At 65.5% G+C, this 23,806-nt stretch carries 22 protein-coding genes; 13 read left to right on the top strand and 9 right to left on the bottom strand.

Annotated elements, in window-relative coordinates:
- Nucleotides 1-100 precede the first annotated feature (100 nt).
- The 8 genes from AC3WVS_RS05565 (at nt 101) to AC3WVS_RS05530 (ending at nt 8,645) form a co-directional block, all read left to right on the top strand.
- Nucleotides 101-2,905: a monovalent cation/H+ antiporter subunit A gene (locus AC3WVS_RS05565; protein WP_492317739.1), complete on the top strand. Its 2,805-nt coding sequence runs from the start codon at nt 101-103 to the stop codon at nt 2,903-2,905.
- On the top strand, nt 2,905-3,273 hold the full coding sequence (locus AC3WVS_RS05560) for a Na+/H+ antiporter subunit C (protein ID WP_492317738.1): 369 nt from the start codon (nt 2,905-2,907) through the stop codon (nt 3,271-3,273). Before AC3WVS_RS05565 ends, AC3WVS_RS05560 begins: the two co-directional genes overlap by 1 nt.
- On the top strand, nt 3,270-4,811 hold the full coding sequence (locus AC3WVS_RS05555; protein WP_492317737.1) for a monovalent cation/H+ antiporter subunit D: 1,542 nt from the start codon (nt 3,270-3,272) through the stop codon (nt 4,809-4,811). The genes AC3WVS_RS05560 and AC3WVS_RS05555 overlap by 4 nt, the downstream gene beginning before the upstream one ends.
- 3 nt (nt 4,812-4,814) lie before the next feature.
- Nucleotides 4,815-5,318 carry a Na+/H+ antiporter subunit E gene (locus AC3WVS_RS05550; protein ID WP_010812079.1) on the top strand — a complete coding sequence of 168 codons (504 nt, stop codon included), beginning with the start codon at nt 4,815-4,817 and terminating at the stop codon, nt 5,316-5,318.
- The gene (locus tag AC3WVS_RS05545) at nt 5,303-5,575 is read left to right on the top strand and encodes a K+/H+ antiporter subunit F (protein ID WP_013956829.1); all 273 of its coding nucleotides are present in this window, start codon (nt 5,303-5,305) and stop codon (nt 5,573-5,575) included. Before AC3WVS_RS05550 ends, AC3WVS_RS05545 begins: the two co-directional genes overlap by 16 nt.
- 10 nt (nt 5,576-5,585) lie before the next feature.
- Entirely contained in the window at nt 5,586-5,930 is a 345-nt protein-coding gene (locus AC3WVS_RS05540) for a Na+/H+ antiporter subunit G (protein ID WP_013956828.1), read from the top strand.
- 89 nt (nt 5,931-6,019) lie between these two features.
- On the top strand, nt 6,020-6,847 hold the full coding sequence (locus AC3WVS_RS05535) for a class I SAM-dependent methyltransferase (RefSeq protein ID WP_492317736.1): 828 nt from the start codon (nt 6,020-6,022) through the stop codon (nt 6,845-6,847).
- 154 nt (nt 6,848-7,001) lie between these two features.
- Entirely contained in the window at nt 7,002-8,645 is a 1,644-nt protein-coding gene (locus AC3WVS_RS05530) for a c-type cytochrome (protein WP_492317735.1), read from the top strand.
- Nucleotides 8,646-8,651: 6 nt separating this feature from the next.
- Here AC3WVS_RS05530 and AC3WVS_RS05525 read toward each other — a convergent pair whose 3' ends face one another.
- The 5 genes from AC3WVS_RS05525 to AC3WVS_RS05505 are packed head-to-tail and all read right to left on the bottom strand — an operon-like array spanning nt 8,652 to nt 13,831.
- Complete coding sequence (locus AC3WVS_RS05525) at nt 8,652-9,659, bottom strand: nitroreductase family protein (RefSeq protein ID WP_492317734.1); 1,008 nt, start codon at nt 9,657-9,659, stop codon at nt 8,652-8,654.
- A 4-nt stretch (nt 9,660-9,663) separates the two neighbouring features.
- Complete coding sequence (locus AC3WVS_RS05520) at nt 9,664-10,773, bottom strand: GNAT family N-acetyltransferase (RefSeq protein ID WP_492317733.1); 1,110 nt, start codon at nt 10,771-10,773, stop codon at nt 9,664-9,666.
- Nucleotides 10,770-11,993 carry a hypothetical protein gene (locus AC3WVS_RS05515; protein WP_492317732.1) on the bottom strand — a complete coding sequence of 408 codons (1,224 nt, stop codon included), beginning with the start codon at nt 11,991-11,993 and terminating at the stop codon, nt 10,770-10,772. The genes AC3WVS_RS05520 and AC3WVS_RS05515 overlap by 4 nt, the downstream gene beginning before the upstream one ends.
- 3 nt (nt 11,994-11,996) lie before the next feature.
- A complete protein-coding gene (locus tag AC3WVS_RS05510) occupies nt 11,997-12,881 on the bottom strand; it encodes a HesA/MoeB/ThiF family protein (protein WP_492317731.1) in 885 nt (294 codons plus the stop codon).
- Nucleotides 12,878-13,831, bottom strand: coding sequence for a hypothetical protein (locus tag AC3WVS_RS05505; protein WP_492317730.1), 954 nt, complete (start codon nt 13,829-13,831; stop codon nt 12,878-12,880). Before AC3WVS_RS05505 ends, AC3WVS_RS05510 begins: the two co-directional genes overlap by 4 nt.
- A gap of 403 nt (nt 13,832-14,234) precedes the next feature.
- On the opposite strand from AC3WVS_RS05505, the gene AC3WVS_RS05500 reads away from it, so the two are divergent.
- On the top strand, nt 14,235-14,900 hold the full coding sequence (locus tag AC3WVS_RS05500; protein WP_492317729.1) for a helix-turn-helix transcriptional regulator: 666 nt from the start codon (nt 14,235-14,237) through the stop codon (nt 14,898-14,900).
- Nucleotides 14,897-15,463, top strand: a complete 567-nt coding sequence (locus tag AC3WVS_RS05495) for a DUF6036 family nucleotidyltransferase (protein ID WP_492317728.1) — start codon at nt 14,897-14,899, stop codon at nt 15,461-15,463. Before AC3WVS_RS05500 ends, AC3WVS_RS05495 begins: the two co-directional genes overlap by 4 nt.
- Here the strand turns inward: AC3WVS_RS05495 and AC3WVS_RS05490 are convergent.
- Nucleotides 15,402-15,650, bottom strand: a complete 249-nt coding sequence (locus AC3WVS_RS05490) for a diguanylate cyclase domain-containing protein (protein WP_492317938.1) — start codon at nt 15,648-15,650, stop codon at nt 15,402-15,404. The genes AC3WVS_RS05495 and AC3WVS_RS05490 overlap by 62 nt on opposite strands.
- A 226-nt stretch (nt 15,651-15,876) precedes the next feature.
- Between AC3WVS_RS05490 and AC3WVS_RS05485 the strand changes: the two genes are divergently transcribed.
- Nucleotides 15,877-16,248 carry a PHA-granule associated protein 4 gene (locus AC3WVS_RS05485; RefSeq protein WP_492317727.1) on the top strand — a complete coding sequence of 124 codons (372 nt, stop codon included), beginning with the start codon at nt 15,877-15,879 and terminating at the stop codon, nt 16,246-16,248.
- A gap of 242 nt (nt 16,249-16,490) precedes the next feature.
- A complete protein-coding gene (locus tag AC3WVS_RS05480) occupies nt 16,491-16,934 on the top strand; it encodes a GNAT family N-acetyltransferase (protein WP_492317726.1) in 444 nt (147 codons plus the stop codon).
- Nucleotides 16,935-17,198: 264 nt separating this feature from the next.
- Here AC3WVS_RS05480 and AC3WVS_RS05475 read toward each other — a convergent pair whose 3' ends face one another.
- Nucleotides 17,199-18,194, bottom strand: a complete 996-nt coding sequence (locus AC3WVS_RS05475) for a 2-hydroxyacid dehydrogenase (protein ID WP_492317725.1) — start codon at nt 18,192-18,194, stop codon at nt 17,199-17,201.
- A gap of 52 nt (nt 18,195-18,246) precedes the next feature.
- Nucleotides 18,247-19,839 carry an aspartate:alanine exchanger family transporter gene (locus AC3WVS_RS05470; RefSeq protein ID WP_492317724.1) on the bottom strand — a complete coding sequence of 531 codons (1,593 nt, stop codon included), beginning with the start codon at nt 19,837-19,839 and terminating at the stop codon, nt 18,247-18,249.
- 619 nt (nt 19,840-20,458) lie between these two features.
- Between AC3WVS_RS05470 and AC3WVS_RS05465 the strand changes: the two genes are divergently transcribed.
- Nucleotides 20,459-22,000 carry a cryptochrome/photolyase family protein gene (locus AC3WVS_RS05465; RefSeq protein ID WP_492317723.1) on the top strand — a complete coding sequence of 514 codons (1,542 nt, stop codon included), beginning with the start codon at nt 20,459-20,461 and terminating at the stop codon, nt 21,998-22,000.
- 91 nt (nt 22,001-22,091) lie between these two features.
- On the opposite strand, the gene AC3WVS_RS05460 is transcribed toward AC3WVS_RS05465, so the two are convergent.
- Nucleotides 22,092-23,792, bottom strand: coding sequence for a site-specific integrase (locus AC3WVS_RS05460; RefSeq protein WP_492317722.1), 1,701 nt, complete (start codon nt 23,790-23,792; stop codon nt 22,092-22,094).
- Between the last annotated feature and the right edge of the window lie 14 nt (nt 23,793-23,806).

Below are 23,806 nucleotides of genomic sequence, written 5' to 3'. Positions count from 1 at the left end.
CCCATTTGCAAGACAATTACCATCGGCCCGGCTTGCCGCCCGGCGCGTCGGCGGCCGGCACGCGCCGGCCGTGCCCCCGGGCAACGGCTGAGGGGGGCGCATGGCGCTGTTGCTGCTGATCGCGCTGCCCCTGCTGGCCGCGGCGCTGACGTGGTTGATCGGCATGCGCGCCGCGCGCATGCTGGCGCCTGTCGTCATCGGCTTGCCGCTGGCCGCGCTGGTGCTGCTGCTGAGCCTGCGCGGCGCGGTCTTCGAGCAGCCGGGGCATGCGCTGGGCTGGCGCGTGGCGTGGCTGCCGCAGCTCGGGCTGGACCTGTCGCTGCGGCTGGACGGCCTGTCGTACCTGTTTGCGCTGCTGGTGCTCGGCGTGGGCCTGCTGGTGATCCTGTACGCGCGCTACTACCTCGCGCGCAATGAATCCGCGGTGCGCTTCTTCTGCCTGCTGCTGCTGTTCATGGCGGCCATGCTGGGCGTGGTGCTGGCAGGCAACCTGCTGCTGCTGGTGGTGTTCTGGGAGCTGACCAGCATCCTGTCGTTCCTGCTGATCGGCTTCTGGTCATGGCGCACCGATGCGCGCCAGGGCGCGCGCATGGCGCTGGCGGTCACGGGCGGCGGCGGGCTGGCGCTGCTGGCCGGGGTGCTGCTGCTGGGCCATATCTGCGGCAGCTTCGAGCTGTCCGTGGTGCTGGCGCAGGCCGGCAAGGTGCAGCACCACCCGCTGTACCTGCCGATGCTGGTGCTGGTCCTGCTGGCGGTCTTCACCAAGTCAGCGCAGTTCCCGTTCAGCTTCTGGCTGCCGCATGCCATGGCCGCGCCCACGCCGGTCTCGGCCTACCTGCACTCGGCCACCATGGTCAAGGCCGGCGTGTTCCTGCTGGCGCGGCTCTATCCGGTGCTGGACGGCACCAACGGCTGGTTCTACCTGGTCAGCATGACCGGGCTGGCCACGCTCATCGTGGGCGCCGGCCTGGCGCTGCTGCAGCGGGACCTGAAAGGGCTGCTGGCTTATTCCACCATCAGCCACCTGGGCCTGATCACGCTGCTGTTCGGGCTCGATACCCAGCTCAGCACGGTGGCGGCCATCTTCCATATCATCAACCACGCGGTGTTCAAGGCGTCGCTGTTCATGGCGGCAGGCATCATCGACCATGAAACCGGCACGCGCGACCTGGACCGCCTGCACGGGCTGGCGCGCTACATGCCGCACACCGCGGTGCTGGCCATCGTGGCATCGCTGTCGATGGCGGGGGTGCCGTTGTTCAACGGCTTCCTCAGCAAGGAAATGTTCTTCGGCGAGACCCTGGCGCAGGGCCTGCTGGGCGACTTCAACTGGGTGATCCCGACCGCGGCGACGCTGGCGGGGGCGCTGACGATGGCCTATTCGCTGCGCTTTATCTACGGGGTGTTCTTCGGCGCCCGGCAGCCCGACGTGCCCAACTACCCGCCGCACGAGCCGCCGCGCTTCATGAAGGTGCCGGTGGAGTTCCTGGTGGTGATCTGCCTGGTGGTCGGACTGGTGCCGGCCTATACCGTGGGCGACCTGCTGGCGGCGGCTTCGCTGGCCACGCTGCGCGCGCCCCTGCCGGAGTACAGCCTGAACCTGTGGCACGGGGTCAACCTGCCGCTGCTGATGAGCCTGGTGTCGATGGCCGGCGGCGCGGCGCTGTTCTTCCTGCGCCGCGACGCGCTGCGGCGCCTGCAGCAGGCGATCGACCACCTGAGCGCGCGCCAGTCGTTCGAGCATGGCATGCATGCGCTGGAACGCTTTGCCGCGGCCGTCACGCGCTGGCTCGAGAACGGCTCGCTGCAGACCTATGTCGCCTGGATGCTGCTGGCGCTGCTGGCCGTGCCGGCATACTTCCTGGCCGACCTGGAATGGCTCGGCGGCAGCGTGCCGGCGGGCGCCATCGACCTGATCGGGGCCGCCACGCTGGCGCTGCTCGGGCTGTTCGGGGTAGGCGTGGTGGTGACGCACCGCCAGCGGCTGCTCGCGCTGGTGCTGCTGGGCGGCTGCGGGTTGATGGTGTCGATGGCGTTCCTGCGGTTCTCCGCGCCGGACCTGGCGCTGACGCAGATCTCGGTTGAGGTGGTGACGATCCTGCTGCTGGTGCTGGCGCTGTTCTACCTGCCGCGCGAGACGCCGGAGCACGCCGGGGCTGCGCGCCGCGGGCGGGATGCGGTGCTGGCGCTCGGCGGCGGCACTTTGCTGGCAGTGGCGGCCTACGCGGTGATGACACGGCCTTATGACCCGGTGTCTGCCTTCTACATCGACCAGTCCGTGCCCGGCGGCGGCGGGCACAACGTGGTCAACGTGCTGCTGGTGGATTTCCGGGGCTTCGACACCATGGGCGAGATCTGCGTGCTGCTGATCGCAGGGCTGGCGGTGCAGGCGCTGCTCAAGGGCATGCGGCTGGACACGCCGTCGGCAGCGCCCGATGGCCTGCCGTGGAGCAGCCAGGCGCATCCGCTGCTGCTGGCCATGCTGGCGCGGCTGATGCTGCCGCTGACGCTGCTGGTGGCGGTCTTTATCCTGCTGCGCGGGCACAACCTGCCGGGCGGCGGCTTTGTCGCGGCGCTGATCACATCGGTGGCGCTGCTGCTGCAGTACGTTGCCAGCGGCGTGCGCTGGACCGAAGCGCGCATTGCGCCGGACTATCGCGCTATTGCCGGCGGGGGCATCCTGCTGGCGGGCCTGACCGGACTGGGCAGCCTGGCCTTCGGCTATCCGTTCCTGACCACCGCCTTCGGGCATTTCCACATACCGGGCATCGGCGAGGTGGAACTGGCCACGGCGATGCTCTTTGACCTGGGAGTCTTCTGCACCGTGACCGGAACCACGCTGGTGATCGTATCGCACCTGGGCGTGCGCAACCTGCCGCCGGCACAGGCCGCGGAGGACGCCTGATGGCCGCGCTCTACGCCATCACCGTCGGCATCCTGGCCGCGGGCGGCATCTACCTGCTGCTGCGCGAGCGCGTCTTCACCGTGGTGCTGGGGCTGACGCTGCTGTCGTATGCGGTCAGCCTGTTCCTGCTGGGCATGGGCCGCCTGTCGATCGGGCGGCCGCCGGTGATCGTGGCGGGCGCCAGCTATGCCGATCCGCTGCCCCAGGCGCTGGTGCTGACCGCGATCGTGATCGCGTTCGGCATGACGGCGTTCGCGGTGGTGCTGGCGCTGCGCTCGCTGGGGCTTACCGGCAGCGACCACGTCGACGCCGCCGGCCAGCCCGAGGGGCGCGCCGCCGATGGCGGTAAGCAGGGGCCGCGGCCATGAACCACGCCGTGCTGCTGCCCATCCTGATCCCCATGTTTGCCGGTGCGCTGCTGACCGCGATGCCGGCCCAGCGGCTGCGCGCGCAGCGCATCGTCTGCGCCGTGGCCACGCTGATGCTGGCACCAGTGGCGGTGCACCTGCTGCGCCAGGCGGCTGGCGGCGAGATTGCGGTCTATGCGGTGGGCAACTGGTCCGCCCCGTTCGGCATCGTGCTGCAACTGGACCGCACCGGCGCGATGATGCTAGCCCTGACCGTGGTGCTGGCCGTGGCAGCGCTGGCGGCGGCGGGAGAGGGCACGGCCCGGCAGGGCCGGCATTTCCATGCGCTGTTCCAGTTCCAGGTGATGGGCCTGAACGGCGCCTTCCTGGCGGGCGACCTGTTCAACCTGTTCGTCTTCTTCGAGATCCTGCTGATCGCGTCCTATGCCCTGCTGGTGCATGGGGCAGGGCGGGCGCGGGTCGGCGCCGGGCTGCACTACGTGATCCTGAACCTGGTGGCGTCGTCGTTCTTCCTGGTGGCGGTCGGCGTGCTGTACGGGCTGTCGGGCACGCTGAACATGGCGCACCTGGGCCTGCGCCTGGCCGGCCTGCCGGCCCAGGACCTGCCGCTGGCGGTGGCCGCCGGCGCCATGCTGATGCTGGTCTTTGCGCTGAAGGCGGCGTTGTTTCCGCTGTATTTCTGGCTGCCGCGCGCCTACGCCAGCGCCACCGGCCCGGTCGCGGCGCTGTTTGCCATCATGACCAAGGTCGGCATCTACGCGATGCTGCGTTGCGATGCGCTGATCTTCGGCGGCCCGCAGGGGCTGTTGGGGCCGTTCCTGCATGACTGGGTGTTCGTGCTGGCGCTGGTCACGCTGGCGGTCGGCGCACTGGGCGCGGTCGCCGCCGGCACGCTGCGCGCGATGACCAGCTACCTGGTGGTGGCATCGGTCGGATTGCTGGCCGCCTGCGTATCGATGCAGACGCAAGCCGGCTGGGCCGCGGCGATGTTCTACCTGCTCAGCACCACGCTGTGCACCGCCGCGCTGTTCCTGCTGGCCGACGCGCTGGAGCCGGAGCCTGGGCGCGAGGACGGGGCCCCGGTCAGTGCCTCGCGGCTGGCCGGGCTGCTGTACCTGGTGGGCGTGGTGGCAGCGGTGGGGCTGCCGCCGCTGTCGGGCTTCCTCGGCAAGGCCATGGTGCTGCGCGCGACCCCGCCGCCGTGGGTGCCTGCGCTGTGGTCCGCGGTGCTGGTGTCGGGCCTGCTGCTGCTGATTGCCGTGTCCCGCACCGGCACGCGGCTGCTGTGGCGGCTGCCGCATGAGGCGGAGCGCGTGCCGGAAGGGGATGAATACCTCGACGAAGACCATCCCGGCGCGGCACGCGTGCGCGTGCGGCCCGACGCGCGCAAGCTGGCCTGCTGCGCACTGCTGCTGGCGGGCAATGTCGCGCTGACGGTATGCGCGCGGCCGGTCAGCGACTATGTGGCCGACGCGGCGGCGCAGTTGCTGGACCGCGCCGCCTATCTCCGGGCAGTGCTGCCCGGGCAGCCGGGGTAGGCCATGCTGCAGCGCCTGCTTCCCCATCCCTGGCTGAGCCTGATCCTGATGATCATGTGGCTGCTGCTGACCAACAGCCTGGCCCCCGGGCACTGGCTGCTGGGGGCACTGCTGGGCTGGGCCATCGGCCGGCTGGCCGACCGCTGGCTGGTGCTGGGCGCCTTCCGCTTGTCGCGGCCGGACCTGATCCTGCGGCTCAGCATCCATGTGCTGTTCGATATCGTGAAAGCCAACGTGGAAGTGGCCATCATGGTGCTGGGCCCCACCGCGCGCCTGCGCCCCGCCTTTATCGTGGTGCCGCTCGATGTCGAGCACGAACTCGCCACCACCGCACTGATCAGCATCGTCTCGCTCAGCCCCGGCACGCTGTGCGCAGAACTGAGCGACGACCGCCGCGCCTTGCTCGTGCACGTGCTGGATCTGGAGGAAGAAGCCGCGCTGGTCGAGCTGATCAAGTCGCGCTATGAAACCCCGCTCAAGGAGATCTTCCAATGCTTGCCATCGTGATACCGGTCTGCCTGGTGATCCTGGGCCTGGCCTTCCTGCTGACCCTGGCGCGGCTGCTGCGCGGACCCAGCCTGCCGGACCGCATCGTGGCGCTGGACACGCTGAATATCAACGCCATCGCGCTGATCGTGGTGCTAGGCATCAGCCTGGATTCGGCACTGTTCTTCGAGGCCGCGCTGCTGATCGCGGTGATGGGCTTCGTCGGCACCGTGGCGCTGTCCAAGTACCTGCAGCGCGGCGACATCATCGAATACTAGGGAATGTCAGATGCTGCATCCTGTTGCGGAATTTATTGTGTGCGCGCTGCTGCTGGTGGGCAGCGTGTTCATGCTGGTCGGGGCGATCGGGCTGTTCCGGCTGCCGGACTTCTTCATGCGGCTGCATGGGCCGACCAAGTCGACCACGCTGGGCGTGGGCGGGGTGGTGCTGGCCTCGGTGGCGTACTTCAGCTTCCGGGGCGATGCCAGCCTGCATGAACTGCTGGTGACCGCCTTCCTGTTCCTGACCGCGCCGATCAGTGCCCACATGCTGGCCAAGGCCGCGCTGCAGCGCCAGCTGCCGGTGGATCCGCGCACGCGCGGCAGCGGCTGGATGCCGCGCATCCGCGATTAGGAATGGCCGCCACGGTTTACTTTCGCTCCAATGTGTCCTACACCCAGTCAGGCGATGCCGGCATCTTCCACGCCAGGGCAGGGGGTTTCATGGACTTGCAACACTCGGACAAAGTCTTCGCGGGCGCGATTCCGGAAGTCTATGAGGCCCTGATGGTGCCGATGATCTTTGCGCCATACGCTGCCGACATGGCTGCCCGCATCGCCGCGCTGCAGCCGCGCCGGGTGCTGGAACTGGCCGCCGGCACCGGCGTGCTGACCCGGGAAATCGCCGGGCGGCTGCCGGCCGATACCCTGATCGTTGCCACCGACCTCAACGCGCCGATGCTGGCGCGGGCGGAGCAGGCCGGCACCAGCCGTCCGGTGCACTGGCGCGAGGCCGACGCCATGGCGCTGCCGTTCGCTGATGGCAGCTTCGACATGGTCGCCTGCCAGTTTGGCGTGATGTTCTTCCCCGACAAGGGCCGCGCCTTCGCCGAAGCCCGCCGTGTGCTGGTGCCGGGCGGCACGCTGATCTTCAATGTCTGGGACCAGCTGGAGTTCAACGCATTTGCCCGCGATGTCACCGCGGCGCTCGCCACGCTGTTTCCCGACTCACCGCCCGAGTTCATGGCCCGCGTTCCGCATGGCTACCACAGCCAGGCCGCCATCGAGCAGGACCTGCGCCTGGGCGGCTTCCAGTCATCCCCGGTCTTTGAAACCGTCGCGGCAACCAGCCGCGCCAGCGCCGCCCGCATCCCGGCGGTCGCATTCTGCCAGGGCACGCCGTTGCGCGCCGACCTGGAGCGGCGCGGGCCGGATGCGCTCGGCCGGGCAACCGACCACTGCGAACAGGCACTCCTGAAGGCTTACGGCGCGGGTCCACTGGCTGTGCCGATGCAGGCGCACGTGGTGATGGTAACGGCGCCCGCCGGGTAAAGCTGCCTCGGCAGTTCGTCGCGGCGCCACCTGGGCAGTGGCCTGGCTGCAGCGGCTGGCTGCAGCGGCTGGCTTGAGACAGCACGGATCGTCGGCTACCATCAGCGCGGCGCGGTCCGGATTCCCTGGCGCGCACTGTCGGACGTTGACTACGATGCCCCTTGTACGCGTGCTCGCGATCGGTCTGTCCCTGGCTTCGCTGTCGGGATGCGATTTCCTGCGCGGCTATGCTGAAGGCGAATCCGCGGTCATGCGGGACTTCCGGGCCGGGGATCGTGCCGATGACCTCGGGGCGGCGCGCTTTGTCTTCGATGACTTCGGCGGCCTGAGCACCGATACCCTTGAGACCAATGCACTGCCGTGGAAGCTGGCGACGACGGCGCTGCTGCTGGCCGGCGGCCCCGGCGTTCCGGTCACCCAGGATGCCTTGCGCCGGGCCCTGCGCGAGTTCGGCTTCATCTATCCCGATGCGGTCCGCAACTGGCCGCGCCAGCAACAGCCCAGGTTCGACAAGCCCCTGGGCGTGGTCAGCGGAATGATCGGCCGGGACCTCCCGAAGATCCGCCTGGAAGTGTCCAACCTGGGATGCGCATCGTGCCATGCGGGCATCACCTACGGCAAGGACGGGCGTCCCACCAACGATGTCTGGCTGGGCCTGCCGAATACCTCCCTCAACCTCGACGCCTTCGTCGCCGCGGTCTATCAGGCGGTGAAGCGGGTGAAATCCGATCCGGAAAAGCTCCTCTCGGCCATCCACCAGCTTTACCCCGAAACCAGCAAGGAGGAACTGGATACCATCCGGAAATTCGTCTGGCCGCGGCTGGTAAAACGGGTGGCGGAACTCGAAGCCAGCGGTGACGAGCCGCTGCCGTTCAGCAACGGCGCGGCCGGCAGCACCAATGGGGTCGCGGCACTCAAGTTCCAGTTTCATCTGCTCTCGGCGGGCACGGCCGCCAGTGGTTCCACCTCGATTCCGGAACTGGGCTACCGCAGCCTGCGCTCATCGCTGCTCTACGACGGCATCTATACCAGCAAAGGCACGCCGCGCTTTGCGCCGGTGGCACCCGGTGCCGCCAGCGATGCCGGGAGGCTGGCGCATATCGTGGCCTTCTTTACCGTGCCGACCATGGGCATGCCACCGGATCGCGCCGGCCGCGCGATTCCGCAGGTGGAAGACGTCATGCGGTTCATGGCGGGCTACACCCCGCCGCCGTTTCCGGGGCCGGTTGACCGCTCCCGCGCCGCGCGCGGCCGCGCCGTCTTTGATGCCAACTGCGCCCAGTGCCATGGCAGCTACAGCCAGGACCCAGAGCGCCCGCGCCTTGTCAGCTTCCCCAACCGGCTGGTGGCACAGGCGGATATCGGGACTGACCCGACGCGCTGGCAAGCAATCGATCCCGGCCTGCTGCAAGCCATCTCGCGCTCCGAGCTGGGCAGGCATATCGACGCGGCAAACACCGGTGGCTATGTCGCGCCCATTCTCTCCGGCGTATGGGCGACGGCACCATACCTTCATAACGGCTCCGTGCCCACGCTCTGGCATCTCATGCATCCGCAGGCGCGGCCCAGGCGCTTCTGGGTTGGCGGTCATGCACTGGACTACGGCAAGCTGGGCATCGCCGGCAGGCTTGATGCCGACGGTACCTGGGCCTATCCGGCCAGCTACCGGCCGTGGTCGAAACCCGTGCTCTACGACACGGCGACAGCGGGGCGCGACAACCGCGGCCATGAGAAGGAATTCTCTACCCTTGCCGAAAGCGACAAGGATGCGCTGCTGGAATTCCTGAAATTGCTCTAGCTGCCGTCAGAAATCCTGCAGCAGTTCCGCGACTGGGAGCCGGGCGCTTTGCGCAATGCCACGATCCGGCACCGGCCCGAAGCGCATCACATTGACGAGCCGATTCCCCCGCGGCAAGCGCTGGCTTTCGGCAAGCATGGCGGCATGGCCAGGTGAATCGGCCAGCGCCGACATCGGCACGCCGGCAAAGCCCCTGGCAGTCATGGCCAGCCAGAACCGGTACCAGCGGCGCCCGATGTCAAAGCTCGTGACCTCGGGTGCGGCATGGATCAGGACGATCCGCGCCGCGCTTTTCACTTTTGCGCTTTCCGATGTCAGCAGGCCGCTTAGCGAAAGCGCCGAGAGCAGCCGGAGCACACGAGGTCTCAGCGCAATCGACGCGCCCCAGGCTTCCCACCGCGACAGTGCCATGCATTCGGCCGAAAGCCCGTCGCGCGGCCAGCCTGGATCGTGCGGTGACAAGCGCAGCCAGTGGCAGAGCTCCTCGGCAAACCGTGGGTCATTCAATCCCGCAGCCGCGGCGTCGTCATACCATCTGGCGATTTGCGCCGTGCTGTTCTCGCTGGCCAGCGTGACGAACTCCGCGTGGGCTGCAGCGCATTCGCCCAACGACTTGATCTGTGCCGGGGTCGCACGGAGAAACTTGCCTCGATAGGCGCGGCGCGCGTCCACGAAGGCGGCTAGGGGATCCGGGCCCGCACCTGATGTGATCAGGCCGGATGCGGCCGCGCGCAAGCCCGGGGTAGCGGGCGGGTAGGGCAGGCCGGAGACCGCAGGCTGCGTGAGCCCCAACCCGAGCGTCGACAACGCCATGGCCATGCCTTCCCAGGCCATGCCCAGGGCGATCTGGTTGTCCCGCCCGGTGGGGTCGCCCACGGACAGCCATCGCGCAGGCTCTTCAAACAGTTCAACCTTGTCGCCGGCAAAGCGCCAGCGCGCGGGCTGGATATTGTGCGCGCTGGGAGCGCGGCCAGCCTGGGCAACCAGGGTGAGATGCTGATCGAGCGTGAGCATGTCGCTAGATGGCCTTTTTGAAGAGATGCAGCCGATGCAGTGGCCTGGCGCACATCTTCTCCATTTGCTTCTGGCTGGCGCCATTCGAATCCGACACCCAGCTGATGCCCAGGTGCGAGTACCCGGCACCGCGCATCGCCGTGAGCAGATGGTGCAGCATGACGCCGTTGACGCCGCGGCTGTGGTAGTCCCTGCGCACGGAAAAGAAGATGATCGCCGCACGCTTGCGGCTGGCGCGGAACCTGATCAGATGCCAGAGCGTGGACAGCTTCAGGCGGAAGCCGGTGGCGCGCAGAAACGGGTTGAGATCCGGCACGCACAGCAGCACCCCGATCGGCTCCCCGTTGAAATAAGCGGTACAGGACAGCCGCTCGTCGATGATCCACATCATGCCGGCGCAGGGAAACAGGAATTCCTCCGCCGTCAGCGGCACGAACATCGGGTTGCCGGAGAAACCATCGTTCAGGACAGTGCATGCCTCCAGCAGGCGCCGGTCAAAGCCGCGCCGCCGGATCGGCTTGAATTGCCAGGCGGGATCATCCAGCAGCGCGCGTTGCTTGTTGCCGATCAACTGCTGCGGATCGTAGCTGCGCACGTCGAGCTCGAACGTGCGCATCGGAAAGAACGGCTCGAAGCCGCATGCCTGGAGCAGCCTGGCAATATGCGGCGGTGTGTATTCCTGGTAGGTGTATGGCGGATGCTCGAAGCCCTCGGTGACGATGCCGATCATCTGCGTGATCGTCAGGTTGAAGCTGCCAGCCAGTTCGTCACAGCCGTTGCGCTTCACCCAGGCCGCCGCCGCGTCGAGCAGCGCTTGCGCGACCTCCACGTCATCGACGCAGTCGAACATGCCGAAGCAGCCGCGCTTCTGGCCGTATTGATGATTGGATGCATCGTGGATATGGGCCAGGATACGGCCCACGATCCGTCCGTCCCGATGGGCGGTGAACCAGGTGCGGCGCGCAAACTGCCGGAACAGCGGGTTCTTCGCCGGATCCAGTGCGCGCGCAAGATCCCCCTTCATCGGCGAGACAAAATGGGTATCACGGCCATAGCAGGCGAAGGGCGCCTCAAAGAACGCGTCGAAATCGCCTTCACGCAGCACGGTTGTCATGCGGCCTCCCGCTGCCCGAGATGGCGCGCCAGCCGCAGGATCACCGCCGCGCGCAGCTCGCCGATCGCCGCGTTGGCGCCTTGCGGCAGGTTCAGCAGCACCACCTGCGCGGGCTGGCGCGCGATCAGCAGGGCATGGGTCATTTCATGGCGCTCGAGCAGGTCTACCAGCTGTTCCGCAGCCTCGACCCCATCGCCTTCCCGGATCCTGGCCCAGGCCCTGGCGTCGCCGATCGAGACGGGCTCACGCCGCCTTCCTGCCAGGTCGAACAACGCGTCCAGCGCGTAGCCCGCAAGCTCCGCGTTGCCGAGCACCACATGGTCGGTGGTCTGCGGCAGGCGCCTGAGCGAATGCAGGAAACCCTCTGGCGTATCCAGCCGGGCGTGGAGCAGCCAGCGCAGGAACGCGTTGCCATCACCAGCCAGCGAAACGGCGCGAATGCGGACAAAAATGGCCGTCAGCAGCACCCATGCAATGGCAACGGGCATGCCGCGCAGGCCGGCCTCTGCAAAGCCCGGGCCGGGCCCGCGCGAAGCCAGCGCCATCACGCTGGCCAGCACGACGGCGAAGAGCAGGGCGGCTGCGATATGCACCAGCAGCCCGCGCACGACCCGCTGCGATTCCGACAGGTTCAGGAACACATAGACAAATGCCAGCGCCCCGAGCGCCCCCAGGCGAACCGGCACATGGCCGAGCTCCTCGCGGAAGTCGGTGGCCGCGAGCGGGACGGCCAGGGCCACGACCACCACTACCGCCCGGGCCAGGCGTTCCTCGTTGTCGGACAGTTCGGCATCGCGCAGCCACAGCAGGAACCAGCCATTGCTTGCGGTCACCACGGCGAAGCAGCCAAGGAACATCAGCAGCAGCGGCGTATTGCCCGGCAGATCGGTAAAGAGATTGATGACGAAGAACACCACCGACACGCCCAGCGCCAGCAGCTTCAGCCACAACGGGTGGTGGCGCCGCACCAGGTGCTCGGCAAACAGGGTCATGGCAATGGGCAGCAGGGTTGCCGCCGCAAACACCAGCTGAGCCAGCACCGTGCCGCCAAGCAGCCAGGAAAAGCCCCGCACTGCCAGCAGCGCCGTCAGCACCCCGAACAGGAACAGGCCCGTGCCGGCCCCGGCCTCGCGCCGGGACCAAAGGAAATGCAGGCAGAGCCCACAGCCCACCGCGCCGAGCCAGGTAACGGCCACATCGCTTGCCAGGGCGTCAATCACGCGTCAACCCTCATCTCGCATCAACCTCGCCATGAAGCGCCGTACCAGCGCGCGCACCGCCCATGCCGTCAGCGCATTGCGCGGCGTCTCGACACGCATGGTCCAGGGATTGAAGAAATAGCCGCGCACACCGGCCAGCCGCGGCCGGCCGAGCACCAGCTTGATCACCTCGAACGCCATCAGGTTGCCGGTGGTGATCACCATCGGCGCAAACGACATGCGCTTGCGCTTGCCGGTCAGCAGGTCCTTGGCGATGCCTAGCTCCACATGCCGGACCGAACTCGAGTTGACCATCACGTATTCCAGTTCCTTGCCCAGGCATTCCTGCCTGAGCTCCGGCGTCAGGGACTTCCAGTCCATGCCGGCCGTGGGATAGGAAAGACGCTCCTCGGGCCGGGGATCTTGCGGACGGACAACCGTGACGGAGGGCAGGGGAGCGGTATAGGCGTCGATGACGGTCGCACCATGCTCCCGCGCCTTGCGATAGAGCGCGAGGCCCGCGGCCATGTCATCCATGCCGTTGACCACGATCTTGTAACGGCCCAGCAGGTCATCGAGCCTGTCGGTCCACTCGGCGCCGAAGGTCTCGATGGCAAGTTCCGGGTTGATGCGCCGGATCTGCGCCACGGTGGCCTCGACCTTGTTCACGCCAACGGTATCCAGGCTGGCAAACACCTGGCGGTTCAGGTTCGACACGTCGAACGCATCGAAGTCCGCCAGCGCAAAGCCGCCAATGCCCACCCGTGCCAGCGCCTGCAGGCAGGCGCCGCCCATGCCGCCGACGCCACAGATCAGCACCCGTGCATTGCGCAATTGCTGCTGTTCCGCGTCGGTCACGAAACCGATGTTGCGGGTCGTGAATTCCTCGTAGGAGAAGGGTGGAATCATTGACTCTTCCTGGCGCGCAGGTCTCCCAGCGGCTCGCGCGGATTCAGCCAGTGGAACAATGGCAGGACGATCCGACCGACAGCCAGGAACGCAATCTGATAAAGGATGGCGGGCAACGAGTCCCGAGGCACTTCCCGCAACAGGTATTTCCGCGCGCTGGCCAGGTCCAGGCAGGCGACCTGCAGGAAATCGTCGCCGCGCTGGTAATCGAGTTCCCGCCGGCAGAGTTCGTTGGCGCGCTCGTCCCGATGCTTCGGCGCCTGCTCGAACGTCTTCTTGAGATTGTCCGAGCCGCCGGTATAGGCATCGGTAATCACGAACCGCGCCTCGTCAAATCCCGCCGCCCCGTCAACGCCAAAGACATGCCGATGCGATTTCATGATCTCGCGGGCCACGCTCAGGTGTTCAAAGCTGCGCCGCGACGGCTCAAAGGGATTGGGATAGGCCGTGACAAAGACCTCGGCGACCTTGCCGATAATGGCCGGCACCTGGGTCACATTGCTGATCCAGATCGGGCGCAGGCCGCGGCGGAAGAAAAGCAGGATGCAGGTCAGCCCGTACAGCACCCAGGACAGTCCTTGCGTGCGATAGCCCGGATCGACCATCACCAGCCCAAGGTGAATCGCCTCGACCGGACGGCCCTTGACCTCGATCGGCATGCCCGACAGCGCATTGAACGCAATCGGCTGGCCGCTGTCCCGGTCATAAAGCAGCGTGATCACGGCCCGCCGCAGCCTTTCAGGGTCGCCGGAAAGCACCCCGTAATCGAGATCCTTGCCGATTCCCCGCTGCACGATGCCGCGCATCTCGGCCAGCATGGCTTCAAGCTGCCGGGCATCCATCCACAAGCCAGGCCGTTCGACGACGCGGATCCGGACGGACCGGCTGGCCTTCAGGCTCAGGTCCAGGTAGCGCAGCCGCTGTCGAAAATACCCGATGAATTTGAACATGCAGGTTTGGCTGATGCCTTGTTCTTGTGTGGACCGACTGGAAGGCAAGTGTGGCTTGGAGCATATAACAGCCAGTCTGTGGTGTCACGGGCTTAGCCACGGGAAGAAAGCCGACAGCAGGTCAGTTTTGGCGAGGGTATGACATGCTGTTTGGCCAAGTACGCCAATACTAATTGGCCCATATCTCGATACTCGCATAATGTATATTATGTTAAATTGTGATTCGATCGTTAGCGATGGCCTGGGTGGCAGTTTCAGGGTCTTCTGCCTTAGCGGCCCGATGGAGCGAAACTCTATGTGTCCACAATGCGCATTCGGATCAAAGGTTACTGCATGAGCCAAACGCCATAATTTGTTCAGTAAACTAGTCTAATCTGCAGATTTTGCCTAAAATACTGGACATATGCCAGCCTTCACTGATACCACCTCAGTCCTCGAGCGTCACTTGCTGCTGCAACTAGGCGACCGCATCAAACGCCTGCGGAAGGCCAAAGGGCTTGGCACGGTCGAGATGTCCAAGCGCGTTGGCATCTCCCGGACGACTCTCGCTGCCGTTGAGGCAGGCGACCCCGCGCCGACCATGGGCACATACCTGCGCGTCATGTCCGTCCTGGGAGTTGCCGGTGACCTTGCCCTGTTAGTCAGCGATACTTTCCAACCGGCGCCGGCGAACTCTGCTGCCGCCTCATCCAAGCGGGCCATACCGCAGGTTCAGGTTCGGGTCAGGACTGATCCCAGCCGCCATGAAGTTCAGGACTTGCAGAGCATGGCGCTTCACAAGGAAGCGATCCGCCTGATTCAGGATGACCCCGCGCTACTGGCCCGGGCCCAAGAGGTCCTCAGACGATGGCGCGCGCAGGGAGACTCACGGTCCGATTCGCTCTGGTCCGAGTGGGAAACGATTCTTGCGAACCGGTCGTGGCGCAAAGCGCTCGGCCGGACTCGGCGTGCTCAAGAGCTTCGCCAGGCCTCTCCCCTGCCCACAGTTCTACCAGATGCCCTTCGGCAGGATGTGCTCGCACAGGTCCAAGCGTTGAAGACAGGCGTTGTCCTGGGAGACCAGGAATGAACCGGGAAAATCTGGAACACATCATTCGGGCTGCAGCCGACATCACAGACGAATATGAGTTCGTTGTCGTTGGCAGCCAATCAATCCTGGGGCCGATCCCTAATCCCCCGGCGGTCTTCACGATGTCCGCGGAGGCCGACATCTACCCGCTCAATGCCACCCACAAGGCGGATGCGATTGATGCGGCGATCGGCGAAGGCTCGCGCTTTCACGAGACATACGGTTACTACGCGCAGGGCGTCGGGCCAGAGACAGCGTGTCTTCCAGCCGGGTGGCAACGCCGCTTGCAGCGTATCCAGACCGTGGGCACGAACGGGCGGGTTGGCTATTGCCTGGACGTCGTTGATCTCTTTATGGCCAAGGCGGCAGCGGATCGCGACAAAGATCGTGTCTTCTGTATGGCCCTGATGCAGCACGGCTACGTCTTGCCCGGCACAGCGATCAGCCGCGTCAATGACATGCCGATAGAAAGAGCTGCACAGGGACGACTGCGTGCACGTATCAAGCGCTGGACAAAGGCCTTGCGGGATCAAGGTCATGCGGTTCCCGCAGACGAAGCCTAGCTCTGCTTTCAGCAAACGCCTCAACTCTCGCCGTGACACTTTCGGCCTTGTCGTGCCGTCGTCCAGGGGCCTGCCAGCGCCGGCAAGGCGGCGCCCGGCCCACGGTTTGTGCGAAACGAGCAAGTACGCGGTCACCCACCAGGTGTCCGTGCTGATCATTGATGCGCTTGACGTGGTGGATATCCATCAGCAGCAACGAGGTGGCTGGTCGCTGCTACGCCGGTTATGTGGATATTCATCAGCGTCTGCCGGGCTTCCTCGCGGATGCCCCCGGCGCAATCAGAATCGGCCATCTTCAGATGCCCACGATATCTGATGCGTTCGGGCTGCGGCTGGAGCCTGCGTCGGGTTGCCCAGCCCCCTATTTCGGAATATATTCCTCTCCACAAGGACCCCATCGGGGAGACTCCCCTATGAGCGTATACGTCGCACGTGATCGAGCAAGCGCGCTTGAGCACATCAGTTCGCGCATAGATAGTACTGTCGATCTAGACTATGAAACCGCGTGGGAAGACGCGCTCGAACTCGGACGACTTGGGCAACAGCGCGGCATCGTCGTACAGTTCCGAACCATCGAACATGTCTGTGTGGAGTCTGCAGATGCGCTAGCCAGAGGGCTCCGCGGAGAAAAACTCACATTCCGACAGCGACACCTCTACTGCCGGTTCGACATGACGGCATTGTCCGAGGACTGTCTGTGCGAACTCGAGGCACTCGCTATCGAGCACGGCGACTACATCCTGCCTGGTCACTTGCTGCAAGAAGCCACGCTCATCTGGAACTAGCCAGTTCATGCTGTCCCAACAGCGATACGTTGGGCGGCATCTCGCATGTCGGGCCACCGGCTGACGCAGGCAAGGGACTTCGCGCTCGCATGCCATCGCAAAAGAACTCCGCTGAAGAGCAAGAATGTTGTCTGCCCGCCATGCCAGCCAGACTGCTTCCGGGAGATAGCAAATCTACTTAAGAAGAATCCCTACGGGCGGAAGCATCCCGGCAAAAGTAGGATGACGGGGACGAACTTTGCATGAAGGAATATGTCATGCGTCCCCGCTATGCGACTGAGAAGGATTGGCCTGAGGTTGAGGCCCTCCTGCGTGCTTCCTCACTTTGCGTCGAGGGGGTACGCGAACATATCACCCATTTCATCATGGTCCGCGACAATGCCGGGCTTCTCGGATGTGCCGGCGTGGAGCGCTATGGGGAAACAGGACTTCTTCGAGGACTGGCTGTTGCGCAGCGCGCAAGGTCTGCAGGTCTCGGCGAGCTTCTGCTTTCCGCAATCGTGGCAGACGTCCGGCTGCAAGGGATCGCATCAATAGTGTTGCAGACCAAGACCGCATCCGGCTATTTCGCGCGCCTCGGCTTCGCGCCAATCAACCTTTCTGACCTGCCGCCTGCCGTAATGCACTCGCAGGAACTCAACTGTCCCCCAGCCGATGTCGGGACGCTGATGCAAATTGCCTTATAGTAGCTCGCTCGCAAGTTCATTCGCCGAGCGGGCAGCCAGGCGCGTTGCGGAGCCACGGAGGATGGCCCACAAGGTTGAAGTCGATGCAAGAATTTCCACCACGCCAGGCTCATCGCGGCTTTGGCTTGTTGACCTTGCAGCCCTATTCCCTTCGAGCGGCTTGATTTCCCGCAGTCTTCTTCATGCGCCCTTCTCCCGACCGTGGGCTTTTCGGGGAGCGGTTTAAGCCATTAGCGGGGCACGATTTGAGGCCGACAGCCGTGTTCAACCGGCACCGACTTCGTTCGTGAGCGGCTTGCCGCTTTCGAACTCCGTCACGCTGCGCAAGGTTGTTTCGCAAATGGTCGTCACGGCCTCGCGCGTGAGGAAGGCTTGGTGCCCGGTCACGATCACGTTAGGAAACGTGATTAGCTGCTGCAGCACGGAGTCGTCGACGATGGTGCCGGACAGGTCGCGGAAGAACAGGCCCGCCTCCTGCTCGTACACGTCGATCGCCAGCCCGCCGAGTTGCCCGCTCCGGAGCGCTTCGATGACTGCTTCCGTGTCGATCAGCCCGCCGCGGCTAGTGTTGATGAGCAAGGCCCCCGGCTTGGCACGCGACAGCGTTTCGGCATTGATGATGTGATGGGTCTCGGGCGTGAGCGGGCAATGCAGCGAGATGCAGTCCGCGCTTGCGCCGATTTCTCCCTCGTCCGCGTAGCGTCCACCAAGGGCCTCGAATTCCGGGGACGGGTACTTGTCGTAGCCGATCACGTTGCAACCGAACCCGACCATGATTTTCGCAAACACGCGCCCGATCTTGCCGGTGCCGATCACGGCCACGGTCTTGCCGCACAGGTCGAAGCCCATCAGGCCTTCGAGCGAGAAATTGAAGTCCCGCGTGCGGTTGTAGGCCCGGTGAATCTTGCGGTTGACCGCCATCAGCAGGGCCGCCGCGTGCTCGGCGACCGCGTTGGGCGAGTAGTCGACAACGCGCACTACCTTGATCCCGAGCGCCTGCGCGGCTTTCAGGTCGACGTTGTTGAACCCCGTGCAGCGCAGCGCGACCAGCTTGGTGCCGCCGCGTCCGAGCGCTTCCAGCACGGTCGCATCGGTCCGGTCATTGACGAAGATGCACACTGCGCCGTGGCCCGCGGCGAGGCCCACCGTCTCATTGTCCAAGGGAACTTCGAAGTACTTGAGCTGATGGCCTTCGGCCGCATTCGCGGCATCGAGATGTTGACGATCGTAGGACTTTGCGCTGAAGACGGCGATTTCCATGATGTGTCTCCGCGGCGAGTCGCATGGCGCGCTTCGCCCAGGTTGCCCTGCACTATCCGCCAGCCAGTGTGGCGGCGACCTGTACGAACAGGATTTTCACGATGGTCATTGACGGGAAGATCATCGAGTAGCCGAGGTCGGGTCGGTCGGTGGGCGCGACGCGGTTGGCAAAGGCAAGGATGGCGGGATTGCCGGTCGCGCCGCAGATCACGCCCACCGCCAGGTCGAACGGCAGCCTGAAGACCCAGAGGCAGAAAATCGCAGTAATCAGCAGCAGGGCAAGCAGAATCACCACGCCATAGATCAGGAAGGACACCCCGGTCACGCCGATGGTGGCGAAGAACTTCGGCCCGGATGCAATGCCCACCTGTGCGAGAAAGATGGTCAGCCCGAAGTTGCGCAGCACCAGGTTGGCCGACAGCGGCATGGTCCAGACGAACGGCCCGAGACGGCGCACCCGGCCGAGCACGAGGGCGACCAGCAGCAGCGCCGCTAGCCCCAGCGCCAGCGTGCCGACGCCGGGAATCGGCACCGGGATCAGCCCCACCAGCAGCCCGAGGGCCGCGCCGATGCCGATCGAGATAAAGCTCAGCTCGGCGGTGCCCTTGATGGAGTCGCCGAACAGCGCGCGAATCGGCTTCATGTGGGCGCGATTGACCAGCAGGCCGACGCGGTCACCGAACTCGAGGGTGAGGTCATCGCGGGGCATCAGGTCCGCATCACCGCGCCGCACATGGGCGATCGAGCAGACCATGCCTTCGGGAAAACGGATATCGCGCAGCGTGTGCCCGACCACGAGCCGGCTTGAGGCGAACACGCGCATATAGTCCAGGTCTTCGCGATGGCTTGTCATGCGGCCCGGCTGCAGTTCCCCGCACAGCGAGGTGGCTTCACGCAGCACGGCCGGGTCGGTGGCGGTCGCGAGCAGCACGTCGTTGGCCTGCAGGACCAGGTCGTCGGCGGAGGGGTGGTTGTGGTGGGCGCGACGCACGGCGGCAATCGCCACCCCGTCCGGTAGGCGCGCTACCACCTCCGACAGCCGCGCGCCGATAAACGCCGGGTTCGTCAGCGCAATCTCGGCGGTCTCGATCAGCTTTGGCGGCGGCCGCACGATATTCGGCTTGAGCAGCGCGGTGAGGGCATACAGAAACAGGATCGGCCCTGCCACGCCGACTGGGTATGCGACGCTGTAGCCCACCGCGGCGCCGTCGCTCTTCATCGCCGCCATCGCGGCCTGCAGGCTTGCCGTGCTGGTGCCCGCGCCGGCGAACATGCCTAGCGACTCGTCTAGCTTCACGCCGACCAGCGGCACCAACGCAACCGCGAGCAGTCCGGAGCCAACCACGCCAAGGACCGCAGCGGCGTTGGCCTTGATGCCATCGGGGCTGGTCAGACCCTTAAAAAACTGCTCCCCGTACTGGATCCCAATGCCATAGAGAAAGAGCAGCAGCCCTAGGGTGCCAAGGATGGCAGGCGGCGCGGACTTCGGCGCGAACCCGCCGATCGCCAGCCCCACGAACAGCACCGCGCCCGAACCGAGCGACACGCCCTTGATATTGATCTCGCCGAAGACATAGCCCAGTGCAACCGTGAGGAACAGCGTGAGCAGCGGCTGGGTTTCGAGCAATGTCCGGACTGCATCCATGGCAGCTCCTTTCTGATGGGCAGGAGCAAGGGGGCAGCGATACGCAACTGCGCAGGGTCACGCGCGCACTGCGCGGACGGGGTTGACAACCGTTGTTCCGGGCATGCGTTATCGAGTGCGGCTTGTATGAACCCGATCATCGTGACAGGCACCGGCCGGCACGGCGGCAACCACCGGAATGCCCCTCGAAAATATACGATGCGCCGCACAAGTTCAAGAATTGAAGCGGCGCGCGGTCAAGCAGCCGGTTGGCACCTCCAGACTTCAAGCCCTATCTCCACCTTACGGTAGCGCCGGCCTTACTTTCCCCCCACATGCTGCGGCCAACCGCGCGCTAACCAATCGAGGCGATCATCGCGTCGGCGAGATCTTCGCAGCGCATCCAAAGCCGCCGGAAATCCACCAATCTGCTGGCATCCGGTATGTCGGGTGGGAACGGGCACGAATCCGTGCGGAATATGCAGGCTATCGCCGGTCAATTCAACGTACGGCTCAGCTTCCAGGATTCATCAGAAGACAGCCCGGTTTCTGGCGTCACGCTGATCCTGCCAGGCTGCGGTGCAGGCAATACCCGCAAATCGGGCTGTGCGACAACGCTACATGGGACTAAATTACGGCAATGCCGAATCCCCTTACTCCTGCTCCCGAAACAGCCGCCACCGGACGCCTGCCATACCGAATCGACCTGGAGTTCGCGGGTGGCCTGGTCTGGTTCCGGCGCGACCTGCGCGCCGATGACCATGCAGCGCTGCACTATGCCCTCAAGCACTGCCGCCAAGTGTGGTGCGTGTTTGTCTTCGATCGCGAAATCCTTGACCCGCTGATTGCACGCGGACGCAAGGTCGATCGACGTGTAGAGTTCATCCTGAGGTCGTTAGAGCCGTTACGCAGGACGCTGACCGACGCGGGCGGCGGCCTGATTGTGCTTGACGATATCGCGCGCGATGCCATTCCCAGGCTGGCGGCCGAACTCGATGCCGAAGCCGTCTTCACGAACCACGACTACGAACCTGCCGCGAAGCGGCGTGACACGGCCGTGCGTCAGGCACTGGCTTCCGACTCCCGGGTGCTGTTCACATTCAAGGACCAGGTTATCTTCGAGGCTGACGAGCTCTTGACCGGCCAAGGCCAGCCGTTCAGCGTCTTCACGCCGTACAAGAACGCGTGGTTACGCGCAGTGCAGCCGTTCGACCTTCGACCGTATCCAGTCGACAAGTATCTGGGCGCCCTGGCACCGGCGCCCCGCCAGTATCCAAAGGCTTCGCCAATGCTGCACGATCTCGGCTTCGCTGTCAGCAATCTTGCCGAGATTGCAATGCCCACCGGCAGTGATGGCGCCCATGCACTGTTCGATGAATTCATCGACCGCATCGGCGATTATGGCTACCGGCGGGATTTCCCCTCGCTGCGCGGCCCGAGCTACCTGTCGGTACACCTGCGCTTCGGCACGATCTCGATCCGCACGCTGGCGCGAGCCGCGCTTGACGCCGTACTGCGCGGCGGCAGCGAAAGCGCCGGCGCGGCCGTCTGGCTATCCGAACTGATCTGGCGCGACTTCTATTTCATGATCCTCCACCACCATCCCCGCGTGGCCGACGGCAAGTCTTTCCGCCCCGAATACGATGCGCTGCAGTGGGTCGACTCTGTCACGGGCGACAGGTACTTTCAGGCATGGTGCGACGCGCAGACCGGCTATCCGCTGGTCGACGCCGCGATGCTGCAGATCCGCCAGAGCGGCTACATGCATAATCGTCTACGGATGGTGACTGCGAGCTTTCTCGTCAAGGATCTCGGCGTCGACTGGCGACGCGGCGAGCAATATTTCGCCGACCAGCTCAATGATTTCGATTTCTCGGCCAACAACGGCGGGTGGCAGTGGGCTGCGTCAACGGGCTGCGATGCACAGCCGTACTTCCGTATCTTCAATCCGGTCAAGCAATCGGAGACATTTGATCCACAGGGGCGATTTATCCGCAAGTACTTGCCGGTGCTGACACAGATGCCAGACAAGTACATCCATGCGCCATGGACGGCGCCTGTGAATGTACTGGCTACAGCGGGGGTGAAGCTTGGGGAGAACTATCCACCCCCGATCGTGCAGCACGAAGTTGCGCGGAAAGAGACCCTTGAAAGGTATGCGGCGATAAAGAAATCGATATAGCCGTTGCAGACCGCGATTCCGGCTAATGGCGTTCGACCGGCTCGAGCGCCCTCCACTCCCCGGCTGTTCTCCGGGCCATCGCACCAAGCCACTAGGGCGCGGAAAACGCCGCGCCGATTTGCCGGGCCCGTTTCATCTCGTCGCCGTGCAGGTAGATCGAGGTGGTCGAGATCGAGGCGTGGCGCAGGTTGTCCCTCACTGTCGTCAATTCCGCGCCGCGCGCTAGTGCATGAGTCGCATGGGTGTGCCGCATCCAGTGCGGGCTCGCCTGCCGCAGCTTGTCGGCGGCGGAAGGGTGATCCGCCTGGATCAAGTCCGCCACTTGCCTGAAGAAGCGCCGCAACACGCCCCACAGGCGCGTGCCGGTGATGCCACTGGCCGGATCCTGGCCAAGGCCGCCGATCAGCGGGGTATGCGGATCCCATCGCGCCGGCGTGACTGGCAGGCCTCGTTCCACCAGATAGCTGTCGAGCGCCAGGCGCGCCAACGGTGGCAGTGCCACCTTGCCAGCCTTGGCTCCTTTGCCAACCAGCTTGAGCCAATGGTCGCCATGGGGATCGCTTTCAACGTCCCCGAGCGTCGCACCGACGAGCTCGCTGGCGCGCAGTCCGGTGGCGTAGCCGAAGTCCAGCACAAAGCGCAGGCGCTGGGCCGCCGGGCCGTCCCAGCCATAGGACCATTCGAGGCCGTCAGCAATGGTGCGGATCAGCAGCCATTCGCCTTCCGTGAACGCGTGCGAGCTGTCCAGCGCCGCCGACCGCCCTCCTCCGCGCACCTTGATCCCGGCGAACGGATTGGCCAGCACATAGCGCTGCTGGATCAGCCAGCGGAACATCGCCCCCAGTATGGACAAGGCATGGGCGGTGGAGCGCGCCGAGAGGCTGCCGGTGAACGGACGCCAGTCGGGCGAGGTACGTGGTCTCGCTGGCCCTACCCAGCGTTCCCGGGGCGCCGGCCGCCGCAGGAAGCTGCGATAGGCCGTCGCATCCTCAGTGGTCAGCGACGACAACGGCCGTTCGCGCTCGACAATCGCCCACAGGATCAGCCGCTCGGCCTCTTTGCGATAGGTGCGCTGCGTCGCTGGCGACTCATGCAAGGCCAGCCACGCCTGGATCGCCGCGTAATCGTTGTCCGCATTGAGGGCGCAGGTCGCACGCGGCGCGCGGAACTTCCCCTGCGACCCATCCACGTCATGCGGCAGCCGCAGTTGCTCCCATGGCACGACCATGCCCCGCGGCGCCTGCGCGAGCAGCGCCCGGGCGCGTTCGGTCAGTTGCGGGTGCCGGGCAAAGAAGGCTTCGACCTGCCGGGCCCCGGCCGCGCCCAGGCCCGGGATCGCGGCCCACCAGCGGCGCCGGCGCGGCACCCGAACGGTCAGTGCCGCCAGCGTGTCGATGCCCTGCGCCCGCAATGCAGCGACCGTGCGCGGCGCCAGCCACAAGCCGATGTCGTCACTGATGGCCGGTGCCGGCGGCGGCAGCGTGCGCAGCGTCTCGATGGCATGGTCCCCTGCCCTGCCCTTCTCCGCCCGCTCGGCCGCGGAAATTTCAAACAGCGCAGCCAGGTCCTCGCGCTGGCGGCTGCGGGCGTATGCCGCAAGCTGGCGGCGGATGCGCCCGAGGATGCCGCGCGACGACTGGCCCTGCGCCCGCTCCTCGCCCAGATATCGTGCGACGGCTTCGCGCGTCGTCAGCCCGGCATGCCAGGCGCGCAGCGCGGCGAGTGAGGTGGCATCGGGGAAGCCGGATGGCGGGGTCGGTTCCGGGGCGGTCAGGGTCAAGCGAGTTTTCATATACGCCAGTTTAG

The sequence above is a fragment of the Cupriavidus sp. CPT47-8839-RL05A genome, assembly GCF_058792255.1.
The sequence above is the reverse complement of the archived record's forward strand: the minus strand, read 5'-3'. Positions and strand labels throughout refer to the sequence as shown.

Coding starts and splice junctions, on each gene's coding strand:
- AC3WVS_RS05545 (WP_013956829.1), top strand. CDS start 5,303: ATGCTTGCCATCGTGATACCGGTCTGCCTGGTGATCCTGGGCCTGGCC.
- AC3WVS_RS05490 (WP_492317938.1), bottom strand. CDS start 15,650: ATGGATATCCACCACGTCAAGCGCATCAATGATCAGCACGGACACCTG.
- AC3WVS_RS05520 (WP_492317733.1), bottom strand. CDS start 10,773: ATGACAACCGTGCTGCGTGAAGGCGATTTCGACGCGTTCTTTGAGGCG.
- AC3WVS_RS05510 (WP_492317731.1), bottom strand. CDS start 12,881: ATGATTCCACCCTTCTCCTACGAGGAATTCACGACCCGCAACATCGGT.
- AC3WVS_RS05540 (WP_013956828.1), top strand. CDS start 5,586: ATGCTGCATCCTGTTGCGGAATTTATTGTGTGCGCGCTGCTGCTGGTG.
- AC3WVS_RS05485 (WP_492317727.1), top strand. CDS start 15,877: ATGAGCGTATACGTCGCACGTGATCGAGCAAGCGCGCTTGAGCACATC.
- AC3WVS_RS05565 (WP_492317739.1), top strand. CDS start 101: ATGGCGCTGTTGCTGCTGATCGCGCTGCCCCTGCTGGCCGCGGCGCTG.
- AC3WVS_RS05475 (WP_492317725.1), bottom strand. CDS start 18,194: ATGGAAATCGCCGTCTTCAGCGCAAAGTCCTACGATCGTCAACATCTC.
- AC3WVS_RS05525 (WP_492317734.1), bottom strand. CDS start 9,659: ATGCTCACGCTCGATCAGCATCTCACCCTGGTTGCCCAGGCTGGCCGC.
- AC3WVS_RS05470 (WP_492317724.1), bottom strand. CDS start 19,839: ATGGATGCAGTCCGGACATTGCTCGAAACCCAGCCGCTGCTCACGCTG.
- AC3WVS_RS05505 (WP_492317730.1), bottom strand. CDS start 13,831: ATGTTCAAATTCATCGGGTATTTTCGACAGCGGCTGCGCTACCTGGAC.
- AC3WVS_RS05550 (WP_010812079.1), top strand. CDS start 4,815: ATGCTGCAGCGCCTGCTTCCCCATCCCTGGCTGAGCCTGATCCTGATG.
- AC3WVS_RS05560 (WP_492317738.1), top strand. CDS start 2,905: ATGGCCGCGCTCTACGCCATCACCGTCGGCATCCTGGCCGCGGGCGGC.
- AC3WVS_RS05535 (WP_492317736.1), top strand. CDS start 6,020: ATGGACTTGCAACACTCGGACAAAGTCTTCGCGGGCGCGATTCCGGAA.
- AC3WVS_RS05530 (WP_492317735.1), top strand. CDS start 7,002: ATGCCCCTTGTACGCGTGCTCGCGATCGGTCTGTCCCTGGCTTCGCTG.
- AC3WVS_RS05495 (WP_492317728.1), top strand. CDS start 14,897: ATGAACCGGGAAAATCTGGAACACATCATTCGGGCTGCAGCCGACATC.
- AC3WVS_RS05555 (WP_492317737.1), top strand. CDS start 3,270: ATGAACCACGCCGTGCTGCTGCCCATCCTGATCCCCATGTTTGCCGGT.
- AC3WVS_RS05500 (WP_492317729.1), top strand. CDS start 14,235: ATGCCAGCCTTCACTGATACCACCTCAGTCCTCGAGCGTCACTTGCTG.
- AC3WVS_RS05480 (WP_492317726.1), top strand. CDS start 16,491: ATGAAGGAATATGTCATGCGTCCCCGCTATGCGACTGAGAAGGATTGG.
- AC3WVS_RS05465 (WP_492317723.1), top strand. CDS start 20,459: ATGCCGAATCCCCTTACTCCTGCTCCCGAAACAGCCGCCACCGGACGC.
- AC3WVS_RS05460 (WP_492317722.1), bottom strand. CDS start 23,792: ATGAAAACTCGCTTGACCCTGACCGCCCCGGAACCGACCCCGCCATCC.